5 protein-coding genes are annotated in these 7195 nt (G+C 45.5%); 2 read left to right on the top strand and 3 right to left on the bottom strand.

Annotated elements, in window-relative coordinates; translation table 11 throughout:
• Positions 1 to 50: 50 nt before the first annotated feature.
• The gene (locus AB4623_RS10850; RefSeq protein ID WP_372146382.1) at positions 51 to 959 is read right to left on the bottom strand and encodes an IS5 family transposase; all 909 of its coding nucleotides are present in this window, start codon (positions 957 to 959) and stop codon (positions 51 to 53) included.
• Positions 960 to 1512: 553 nt separating this feature from the next.
• On the opposite strand from AB4623_RS10850, the gene AB4623_RS10845 reads away from it, so the two are divergent.
• Complete coding sequence (locus tag AB4623_RS10845) at positions 1513 to 2094, top strand: flavodoxin family protein (RefSeq protein WP_372146380.1); 582 nt, start codon at positions 1513 to 1515, stop codon at positions 2092 to 2094.
• An 84-nt stretch (positions 2095 to 2178) separates the two neighbouring features.
• Positions 2179 to 3024, top strand: a complete 846-nt coding sequence (locus tag AB4623_RS10840) for a LysR family transcriptional regulator (protein ID WP_372146378.1) — start codon at positions 2179 to 2181, stop codon at positions 3022 to 3024.
• Here the strand turns inward: AB4623_RS10840 and AB4623_RS10835 are convergent.
• Together AB4623_RS10835 and carB are read right to left on the bottom strand one after the other, a co-directional pair.
• The gene (locus AB4623_RS10835; protein WP_010434762.1) at positions 2975 to 3754 is read right to left on the bottom strand and encodes a TSUP family transporter; all 780 of its coding nucleotides are present in this window, start codon (positions 3752 to 3754) and stop codon (positions 2975 to 2977) included. The genes AB4623_RS10840 and AB4623_RS10835 overlap by 50 nt on opposite strands.
• Before the next feature lie 195 nt (positions 3755 to 3949).
• Positions 3950 to 7180 (bottom strand): carbamoyl-phosphate synthase large subunit, encoded by a 3231-nt coding sequence (gene carB / locus AB4623_RS10830; RefSeq protein ID WP_017059294.1) that lies wholly within the window; start codon positions 7178 to 7180, stop codon positions 3950 to 3952.
• Positions 7181 to 7195: the final 15 nt, after the last annotated feature.

The following is a 7195-nucleotide window of genomic DNA, read 5'->3' as shown; positions in this document are numbered from 1 at the left end:
CTTAAGATCCTGTCTATGTGAGGTTCAACGACGCCAAATTTGACTAATCGTTAGCTTCTAACAGGCATACCTAGTCCTATGACTTTGTTAATCGCTTTGACATTCGCCATGATTTCGCCCACTTGAGCGTTGTAACATCTCAAGCTCAATTTATCGCTTGTTAGTCCTTTATATCGGGACATAGCAGTCTCAGATATTGAACGATAGTGATAACCAGACTCTGTTTTCCATTCCGACATTGTTCCATCTCTCAGAGCCATTACCGCTTTGTTTCTGGGATGACCGTCTTCCCAAAGAGCTGCATTCTTTCGAGGCGGTATTAACAGAGTACAGCCTTTATTTTTCAGAGTCTCGTGGCAATTTTTTGTGTCATATGCTCCATCGGCGGATACGGCAGCGACCTTTCTACGTAGTGGGTTGAGTAACGTCGGTAACACTTCACTATCGCCTACATTTACAAGACTGACTTCCGCACTAATCGCTTCGTGAGTATCCACATCCACAGCTAAGTGCAGTTTGCGCCATGTCCTACGTTTTTCTGTACCATGCTTTTTCACTTTCCACTCCCCCTCACCAAAGACTTTGAGGCCAGTAGAATCAATGGCTATATGGCGAATAGCCCCTCTCGATTTATTGCGATATTTGACCTGAACTGTCTTCGAGCGTTTGCTGATACAGGTGTAGTCAGGGGACGTCAGTGGAACATCCAATAGCTCAAAGATAGAGTCGATAAAGCCTTGAAGAGCACGTAAAGGAAGAGAGAAGATGCCCTTAATCATCAAGGCGGTTTCAATCGCTGTATCAGAGTACTGAAAGCCTCTCCCACGCTTACCATGATGAGTTTTGCATCGCCATGCATCTACGGCTGAATCATCTATCCAGAATGTAACCGAACCACGTTTACAAAGAGCCTTATTGTACTCCGTCCAGTTAGTTATCTTCTTGTTTGCTTTACCCATATCACCACCATTCCAATCGTTTCAAATGATCAGATCACAGGACTTGGAAAAGGTTCAACTAATTTAGGCAACAACGCCACTGAAGACAACAAAACAGATAAGTAACTAGGCCTGATTTCAGATCATAAGTGCAACATTCATGGAAAGGTATAGAAGACGACAACTGCTGAAAGTAGTGCGCTCTTCTCACCAAAGAAACAAGCAGTTGTAGCATGAATTATCAGCAATTCCTGAAATAGCTAAAACAACTCAGTGCCATCGCTCTACGATATATCTGGAAGTTATCATTGCCGACCTTCGCCATCAAATAAGCTATCGTTACAAAGAGAAAGGCTCCGCAAAGGGGCCTTTTTTAATCACGTTTAAAATCACTTATACCCTCTATTTCCACTCTTCAAAGATCCCTTCTTTTCCTAACACTCAATTTAGTTAGTCCATTAGCCAAGAGGTTAGTAATGTTTTTTGTTTACTTATCTAATTCGCAGGCTATATTAATAAACAAATAGCTTTATAAATAAATGTATTTACTAACATTGGCAAAAGGGAGTTCAAGATGAGTATTGGTAAAGTGGGCATTGTTTTCTTCTCTAAGAATGGAGCAACTAAGCAAGTTGCTGAGACAATCGCTGAAGGCATTAACACTCAACAACCTAACTCAGTACTCCTTGTCGAAGTGCTATCTTCTGAAGTGGTCGAAGGAAGGTATGACAATGATGATAAGCTCAAGTCATTAGACAGCTGTGACGCCATTATCTTTGGCTCCCCGACTTATATGGGTTCACCAGCCGCGCAGTTTAAGAGCTTTCTGGATGCAAGTAGTGATAGCTATTGTAAGAAAGCATGGCGAAATAAACTCGCAGCAGGCTTTACCACTGGCGGCAGCCTTAACGGTGAGCAGCAACAAACCTTGTTGAGCTTTTTCACTCTGGCCTGTCAGCATGGCATGATTTGGGCTGGGCTTGATATCTCAAAGCACATTGATGACTTAGGTTTGAATCGCACAGGGTCAAGCATTGGTTTGGTCGCCAGTGAAGATGAGACGGCAGATAGCACCAATAGTCACATCAACAGTAACGATCTTCAGACTGCTTTCTATTTTGGTCAGCGCATCGCGAGTCTAGTTAAGAGAACCTAAACTAAATAGATATCAAGACTAGAGAATGAATGTTGTTTGAGGTAAGTTGAAACAATCATTCCCAAATTTCATGAATATAACCCAATGCTACTCGAAGGAATCGAAACTCTACTGGTATTGAGTAAAGCAAAGACCATGAGCCGCACAGGCAGTTTGCTTTATATCAGCCAATCAGCGGTCAGCAAACGGATTGCGAATTTAGAAAAGAAGCTAGGTAAAAAGCTCATTGAACCGAGTGGCCGACAGATAAAACTCACGCCAGATGCGATAGCATTAATAGAGAGTATTGGCCCGACATTCAATGAACTTCGCGGGCTTATTTATGAACAGCAAGAGTTGGAAGATACTACTCTCATCACCCTAGACAGCTCTAAGTCTCTGATAGCCGGTTATTTAGGTGAGATGATGGGCCAGTTCATCCAGCAAGATAAGTACATCACCATTACCACCAACCACACGCCGAGAATCATAGAGCGAGTGCAATCTGGTAAGGCGACCTTGGGGTTGTGTGCTGGCTTACTGCCACCGCATCATGGGTTGATGACCTTCCATCTATTTGATGAGCCGTTTTACATAGTGAGTAAGTCACCGCTAACGGAGCTTCCTCCAATGGTCATCACTAACGACATGACCAACCCTGCCAATTCTTATCAACTTTCTGTATTAGAGAAGTTTGGTATCAAACCCTTGATGGAGATGGATGCCTACACCGCAGCGGCGCAACTTGCATTGGGCGGGACTGGGCCAGCGTTAATACCGCTCTCTATCGTAAAAACACTCGATATTGAGCCTCAATATCTGTATAGCTTCACCGAATTAGCAGGCTTGATTCGGCCGATTCATATCTGTGTCAGACCAAATAGTTACCAGTCTCCACGAGTTAAAACACTGATAGAATCCATTGTTGATGCTGTTCCCAAAGCAGTTTAGACGCCATTAGCATCGACATAACGATCACAAGGGGTCGAATCCATTTCTGCCCTTTTGTCACCACCACTTTAGCGCCAAGCTGAGCGCCCATAAAACCGCCAACCGCCATCACTAATCCTAACTCCCAAATAGGCAAGCCAGCCAAAATAAAGAAGATCAATGCGGCAATATTAGAGGTGAAATTAAGTACCTTGGTGCGCGCCGTAGCATCGACTAACGAGAAGTGACCAATCGCAACAAAGCAGACTGTGAAGATAGAACCTGTTCCTGGGCCAAAGAAACCATCATAGAAACCAACTCCACCACCTACACACAGAGCAAACATCGCCTCAGAGATCTTCTGTTTTCCTTCAGACGCTCTAGTTTGCGGTGCCAACAGGAAATAGAGAGAGATAGCGATAAGCAGCAGCGGTATCACACTGGTCAGTAGGCTCGCATCAATGTGCTGGACTAACTCAGCGCCAATTGCAGAGCCAATAAAGGTACAAAAGATAGCAAGGCGCATCTCTTTGATGCTGACGATACCGTTGCGCACGAAATACCAACTCGCGGAGAAGCTGCCAAATGAGCTTTGGAGTTTGTTGGTTGCCAGTGCCTGCGTGGGTGGAACTCCAGCCGCTAGCAATGCAGGTAGAGTCAGTAACCCACCGCCGCCAGCCATTGCATCAATAAAGCCTGCTGCCGTTGCAACAACAAACAAGATAGCCAATATTTCTAGAGTGATTTCCATATACCCAACGCCTTAAAGTCCTGTGTAACGACAAGTTACCACTCACAGCAGACGAGCAATAACGAAACACAAGATTCTAACCTATTCCAAATATTCATCATTAAGCTACCGCGGAATAACAGACATAAAAAAGCCCACTCCGAGGAGTGGGCTTTGAGCATTTATATCCGCATATCAGCGATACACTTTAGGCGATTAAGCTTGAGAAGCTTTAACCTGAGCGTGTAGCTCTTGAACTGAAGTTACTGACGTTTTCGCGTCTGCAGTGTGCGCCATACAAGTCGCGAATGCAGCATTTAGCGTAGTCGTGTAGTTAACTTTCTCAGCAAGTGCACCACGACGAAGAACTTTAGAATCTTCAATCGCTTGACGGCCAGCTGCAGTGTTCACGATGTACGTATACTCGTTGTTCTTGATACGGTCAAGAATGTGAGGACGACCTTCGTGTACTTTGTTTACTAGACGTGGGTTGATGCCCGCTTCGCCAAGGATAACCGCAGTACCGTGAGTTGCGTCTAGCTGGTAACCAAGCTTAGATAGTTTAGATGCTAGGTCAACAACACGCTCTTTGTCGCCTTCGCGAACAGAAAGAAGTGCACGACCGCCTTCTGGGTAGATGTTACCACAACCCAATTCAGCTTTAGAGTATGCTTCTGCGAACGTCGCACCAACACCCATAACTTCACCAGTAGAGCGCATTTCTGGGCCTAACAGTGGGTCAACACCAGGGAACTTGTTGAATGGAAGTACAACTTCTTTCACTGAGTAGTAAGGTGGGATGATTTCTTTCGTAAAGCCTTGAGACTCTAGAGATTGACCCGCCATTACACGAGCGGCAATCTTAGCGATTGGCGCACCAGTTGCTTTAGATACGAATGGAACCGTACGTGCTGCACGAGGGTTAACCTCGATTAGGTACACTTCATTGTTCTTAACAGCAAACTGCGTGTTCATCAGACCACGAACACCCAACTCGAACGCTAGCTTTTCAACTTGCTCGCGCATTACGTCTTGGATTTCTTGGCTTAGCGTGTATGCAGGAAGAGAACATGCTGAGTCACCAGAGTGAACACCCGCTTGCTCGATGTGCTCCATAATACCGCCGATTACAACGCGCTCACCGTCACAAATCGCATCTACGTCTACTTCAACAGCGTCATCTAGGAAGCTATCAAGTAGTACTGGAGATTCGTTTGATACGCTAACTGCTTCGTTGAAGTAGCGACGTAGGTCTTGCTCGTCGTATACGATTTCCATCGCACGACCACCAAGTACGTAAGAAGGACGTACAACAAGTGGGAAGCCGATTTCACGAGATTTCTCTACCGCTTGCTCCATTGTTGTTACTGTCGCGTTTTCTGGTTGAAGTAGGCCTAGACGGTCTACAGCAACTTGGAAACGCTCACGGTCTTCTGCACGGTCGATTGCGTCTGGGCTAGTACCGATGATTGGTACGCCAGCAGCTTCAAGAGCACGTGCCAGTTTAAGTGGCGTTTGACCACCGTACTGAACGATAACGCCTTTTGGCTTCTCAACACGAGCGATTGCTAGTACGTCTTCCAGAGTTACTGGTTCGAAGTACAGACGGTCAGACGTATCGTAGTCTGTAGAAACTGTCTCAGGGTTACAGTTAACCATGATAGTTTCGTAGCCATCTTCACGTAGCGCTAGTGATGCGTGTACACAACAGTAGTCAAATTCAATGCCTTGGCCGATACGGTTTGGACCGCCGCCTAGAATCATGATTTTTTCTTTGTCTGTTGGGTTTGCTTCACACTCGTCATCGTAAGATGAGTACATGTAAGCCGTATCTGAAGAGAACTCAGCTGCACACGTATCTACACGCTTGTATACCGGGTGGATATCGTATTGGTCACGTAGACGACGGATTTCGCTTTCCGCCACACCTAGAATCTTAGATAGGCGCGCATCAGCAAAACCTTTACGCTTAAGCTTGTTTAGCTCGTCTTTATTTAGACCAGCAAAGCCTTTCGCTTTAAGTTCTTGCTCTAGCTTAACGATGTCTTCGATTTGAACTAGGAACCAACGGTCGATTTGCGTTAGGTTGAATACACCATCTACCGACATACCAGCACGGAATGCGTCAGCGATGTACCAAATACGCTCTGCGCCAGCTTCTTTAAGTTCGTGACGGATAGTCGTTAGAGCATCTGGTGCGTCTAGGTCTACCATTTCGTCAAAACCAGTCGCGCCAACTTCTAGGCCGCGAAGTGCTTTTTGTAGAGATTCTTGTTGGTTACGGCCGATAGCCATAACTTCACCAACCGACTTCATTTGCGTCGTTAGGCGGTCGTTAGCACCTGCAAACTTCTCGAAGTTAAAACGAGGAATCTTAGTTACTACGTAGTCGATTGTTGGTTCGAATGATGCTGGAGTTGCGCCGCCAGTGATGTCATTCATTAGCTCGTCTAGCGTGAAGCCAACAGCCAGTTTCGCTGCAATCTTAGCGATTGGGAAACCTGTTGCTTTAGAAGCTAGTGCAGAAGAGCGAGATACACGTGGGTTCATCTCGATGATAACCATACGGCCATCTTTCGGGTTGATACCAAACTGTACGTTTGAACCACCTGTTTCAACACCAATCTCACGCAGTACTGCTAGAGATGCGTTACGCATTAGTTGGTATTCTTTATCTGTCAGCGTTTGAGCTGGAGCCACAGTGATTGAGTCACCTGTGTGAATACCCATTGGGTCGAAGTTTTCAATCGCACATACGATGATGCAGTTGTCGTTTTTGTCACGAACCACTTCCATCTCGTACTCTTTCCAACCGATAAGTGATTCATCGATAAGAAGTTCATTAGTTGGAGATAGATCCAAACCACGACGACAGATTTCTTCAAATTCTTCTTTGTTGTAAGCGATACCGCCACCAGTACCACCCATCGTGAACGATGGACGAATGATACAAGGGAAGCCAACCATGTCTAAAACTTTGTAAGCTTCTTCCATCGTTTTCGCTGTATCAGCAGTTGGACACTCAAGGCCAATTGCTTTCATTGCTTTATCGAAGCGTGAACGGTCTTCTGCTTTATCGATAGCGTCAGCCGTTGCACCAATCATTTCAACACCGAACTCTTCAAGAACGCCGTGCTTTTCTAGGTCTAGAGCACAGTTCAATGCAGTTTGGCCACCCATAGTAGGTAGAACTGCATCAGGCTTCTCTTTAGCGATGATGTTACGCACAACTTCCCATTGGATAGGCTCGATGTAAGTTGCATCTGCCATGTCTGGGTCAGTCATGATTGTCGCTGGGTTCGAGTTTACAAGAATAACTCGGTAACCTTCTTCGCGAAGCGCTTTACAAGCTTGAGCACCAGAGTAATCGAACTCACATGCTTGACCGATAACGATCGGGCCAGCACCTAGAATAAGAATACTTTTAATGTCAGTACGTTTTGGCATTGTCTACTACTCCGA

This window comes from Vibrio sp. 10N.222.52.C12 (assembly GCF_041474215.1).
Classification (GTDB): domain Bacteria; phylum Pseudomonadota; class Gammaproteobacteria; order Enterobacterales; family Vibrionaceae; genus Vibrio; species Vibrio crassostreae_C.
The sequence above is the reverse complement of the archived record's forward strand: the minus strand, read 5'-3'. Positions and strand labels throughout refer to the sequence as shown.